At 66.0% G+C, this 3,245-nt stretch carries 7 protein-coding genes; all 7 read right to left on the bottom strand.

Annotated features, from left to right (window positions below; genetic code table 11):
• Positions 1-51: 51 nt before the first annotated feature.
• Genes AC1VAN_RS16275 through AC1VAN_RS16245 form a run of 7 tightly spaced genes read right to left on the bottom strand, consistent with a single transcriptional unit; the run spans position 52 to position 3,111 of the window.
• The gene (locus tag AC1VAN_RS16275) at positions 52-675 is read right to left on the bottom strand and encodes a hypothetical protein (RefSeq protein WP_442251215.1); all 624 of its coding nucleotides are present in this window, start codon (positions 673-675) and stop codon (positions 52-54) included.
• Positions 672-1,427 (bottom strand): hypothetical protein, encoded by a 756-nt coding sequence (locus AC1VAN_RS16270; protein WP_480986196.1) that lies wholly within the window; start codon positions 1,425-1,427, stop codon positions 672-674. The genes AC1VAN_RS16275 and AC1VAN_RS16270 overlap by 4 nt, the downstream gene beginning before the upstream one ends.
• Positions 1,427-1,690 carry an Rz1-like lysis system protein LysC gene (gene lysC / locus AC1VAN_RS16265; protein ID WP_313116207.1) on the bottom strand — a complete coding sequence of 88 codons (264 nt, stop codon included), beginning with the start codon at positions 1,688-1,690 and terminating at the stop codon, positions 1,427-1,429. The genes AC1VAN_RS16270 and lysC overlap by 1 nt, the downstream gene beginning before the upstream one ends.
• Entirely contained in the window at positions 1,666-2,070 is a 405-nt protein-coding gene (locus AC1VAN_RS16260; RefSeq protein WP_442251217.1) for a hypothetical protein, read from the bottom strand. Before AC1VAN_RS16260 ends, lysC begins: the two co-directional genes overlap by 25 nt.
• Before the next feature lie 23 nt (positions 2,071-2,093).
• Entirely contained in the window at positions 2,094-2,309 is a 216-nt protein-coding gene (locus AC1VAN_RS16255) for a DUF7940 domain-containing protein (protein ID WP_442251218.1), read from the bottom strand.
• Positions 2,306-2,623 carry a hypothetical protein gene (locus tag AC1VAN_RS16250; protein WP_313249547.1) on the bottom strand — a complete coding sequence of 106 codons (318 nt, stop codon included), beginning with the start codon at positions 2,621-2,623 and terminating at the stop codon, positions 2,306-2,308. The genes AC1VAN_RS16255 and AC1VAN_RS16250 overlap by 4 nt, the downstream gene beginning before the upstream one ends.
• Positions 2,620-3,111 carry a glycoside hydrolase family 24 protein gene (locus AC1VAN_RS16245; protein ID WP_442251219.1) on the bottom strand — a complete coding sequence of 164 codons (492 nt, stop codon included), beginning with the start codon at positions 3,109-3,111 and terminating at the stop codon, positions 2,620-2,622. The genes AC1VAN_RS16250 and AC1VAN_RS16245 overlap by 4 nt, the downstream gene beginning before the upstream one ends.
• Positions 3,112-3,245: the final 134 nt, after the last annotated feature.

The following is a 3,245-nucleotide window of genomic DNA, read 5'->3' as shown; positions in this document are numbered from 1 at the left end:
GCACCACGTCGTACTCGGAAGCCGCGTATCTGCCAAGCCCACAGTTGGAGATCATGAGCTGCGCACCGTCATATATGGGCGATCAGCAGGAAGCGAATAGAGTGTCGAAGTGCCCGATCCGATGCTCTGAAACTCGATTGCGACCGAGTGGGTACTGCCCGGGGTCAGCCCGGAAACAGGCACACAGCGCGAGCCCGTGGTGAAGCCGCCAACCGAGGCGCAGATGATCTGCCCAACCACTGCACCGTCCAGCTTGATCATGAAGTAGGGGTAGTTCGAAGTTGACGCAGCGCTGTTGTCGAAGGTGCCGCCGAACTCGATAGAGACGACGCTTTCCCCGGCGGTGAACGTCGCAGATAGGCCTGGAATATCCCCGGTTGCACCTGGTGCGCGCACCACGTTTGACGAGATCGTGGCGAGCGCAAGCACCTTCCCGCCTGGCATCAGCACCCACGCCGATGCACTCGAGCGGTACAGCTCGCCAGTATCCGTCGACTCGTAGATGGTGCCGGCCGGCACAGCGCTGTATGCCGGCCGCGAAAGGTAGCCGCCAGAAAGGACGGGGGGCGCCGCGTGCAGGTACTGATTTGCGATCTGGTCGCCGGTTTCGAACTCGGCTAGCGCGGTCGCTGCGCCGGAGGCAATCACGGCTTTGACAGGGATGCGGTCGGTCATGGGGTCACCGGGATGTTGGATGCCGCCCCGCTCGCAAGGAAGAACGGCAGCTCATTGGCTCCGGTCAGCGGGATGTAGCTTGCGCCGGTCTGGAGAATGAAAGGGAATTTCGGGGCGCCACTCGAGGCCGAAATGATCGGGCGCCGCGGATCGGTGTTGTCCACCGTGACGTTTGTGCCCGGGCGGACCTCCTGCACGGCGGTGTCGGCCTTCCCGAGCGAAGTCAGGACCTCAGCGGCAAGCGACAGCGTCGGCAGGCCAGCTGCCGCCGTCCCGTTGGCCACATTGATCTGCGTGGCGGTGCCGGTGATTGTCGCCGGCCGGCTGCCGGTCTTCCGGCCCTTCGCATCGAAGGTCGTCGCCAACAKGACGCCGGAGCCGCTGTCGGGCACGTCGGCCAGGCCGATGGCTGGGTCGCCGGCTTCACCAGCGGGATTACTGATCGTGATCCCCGCGCCCTGCTGGAGCGTGCGGGTCGACCATTCGCCGTCGCTGCGGCGCACCGCGAAGCCAGAAGTGGCCAACGCTGCCAGCTTCTGGATGTTCAGCGGCACTTCGCGGATCAGGCGCCAGATCGTGGATGCAATGCTGTTTGGGCCACTTGGGTTCGTACCAGCCAAGCCTTCACGGGTGAGCAGCCGACCCTGCTCATCAAGCAGGTTGACGCCGAGCTGCGCGCCCTTCGTCGCCTCCGGGTCGACCTCAACGAAGCCGCGGGGATTCTGGTGGAGCGGGACGCGGCGCTTGGCCATTACCGCCCCAGTGCGCGGATCTCGCCCATGCGCGTGTTGCAGTCCTGCAGGGCGAGCAGGTTGGCGTTGTAGGCGCTGACCACCGCCTCGACGGTGCGCGAGTTGGCACGCGTGGCCGTACACGGCTGGGTGAGCCGATCATCGACCGGAACCAGCTTCTCCACGGTCACATAGACCTTCTCCGGCATGGCCGGCTTCTCGGGTTTGTGCGCGCAGGCGGCCAGCAGCAGCGAGGCGATCAGAGCAAGGGAATGGCATCGCACAATGGCTGCTCCAGTTGCGCCCGGCATCCGGGCTGGGTCTTGGCGGCCTGCAGCGCCTTCTCGGCGGCACTGGCCCGGCGCTGACTCTCGGCCGCTGCTGCTTGGGCGCGATCTGCAGCGGCAGCGGCGGCCGCCTTCTGACGAGCCGCCTCATCAATCGATGCCTGGGTCTGGCGGTTCACGTCCTGCAGCAGCTGGCCGCAGGCATTGGCCGCGCGTAGGTTCTCGGCAGCCTCAGCGCGGGCCGCGTCCGTCTGCTTGGCTGCGCCGGCCAGCTCGGACTGATTCTTTTCCGCCTGCCGATCCTTGCCATGGTTGCAGCCTGCGACGAACAGGCCTCCGGCAAGCGCCACCCACAGGCCAGCGCGGATCAGGCCCACGTAGGGGCGGATCGGGTCAGGGATCAGCACAGCGGCTTCCTCCGCGACAACACGCGGGCGATGACGCCCAGCGCGCCGAGTGCACGGATGCTCCACTTCGCCGGGTCGGGCAGCTCATCCATCCAGCCCATGGCCGCGATCGCGTCGTAGATGTCCGGGAACAGGGTGATCAGTCCGAACACCCACACCGATGCCAGTTTCCAGGCCTTGCGCCAGTTGTCGATCAGCTGCAGCTTCACTTCAGCCCCCTGAGCTGCTTCAGCTCGCGGATGTCCTGCTTGTTCTGCTCGACCTGCACGGCCTGCTTGGCCAGTTCGAGCTTCAGCGCCGGCACGTCCGCCAGCTGCGTGTTGAAGGTCTGCAGCTGCTGCTGCACGGTGGCCATCTGCTGGTTTGTGACCTGCTGCTGGGTCAGTACCGCCTGCATCGAACTGATCAGCCAGTAGCCGCCGGCGACCATGAAGCTGGCGAAGGCGCCCACGATCCATTTTTCGACCGGGCCAAGCGAAATACGGGTGCGGCCGTCCTGGCTCGGCTGGGCTTCCATGGTCATGCGGCCCCGCCTACCTTGCCGCCAGCCTTCTGGAACACCGAGCGGAGCTTTTCCAGGCTCTGCTCGTGCTGGCCATAGCCGGCGCCAGGYAGGCTGGCCCACTCCTTCGAGCAGAGCGCCACAGCGCGATCAAACTGGCCAGCCTTGACCGCGTCCAGCGCGCGCCGCCCCCGGATCAGTTCAATGCACGCCTTGTCCTGGCTCAGCGGGCCGAAGTTGGGCAGGCCCAGCTGCTTCTGCAGCACACCCCACGTCCGCGACAGGAACTGGTACCGGCCTGCCGCGGTGGACGCCAGCTTCGGGTTCAGCCGGACCAGCTTGGCCGGGTGCTTGCTGAGGTCGGTGAACAGGCCGCCGCCAACCAGCACGTCATAGCCGTGGTTCTTCGTGGGCTGGCGCCCGTTATCGGTCCCCTCGGACCAGGCCAGCATGTCCAAGAACGCCACGACGTTCCGGCCGCCGGCCTCCTGTGCTGTGATTTGCGCCATACCGCCGCCCCCGTGTGTGTTGGGGCCATGCTGCCGGGCTGGGCCGGGGCTTCAACGGACGGGTGCAACTACATGTTGTGGCAGCGACTGCCGGCCATAACTACCGAGAGTGCCCTGCCCATTCACTATAGCCC

Source organism: Stenotrophomonas sp. 05L44_2 (genome assembly GCF_056665995.1).
This window is presented reverse-complemented; position numbering and strand designations above follow the sequence as displayed.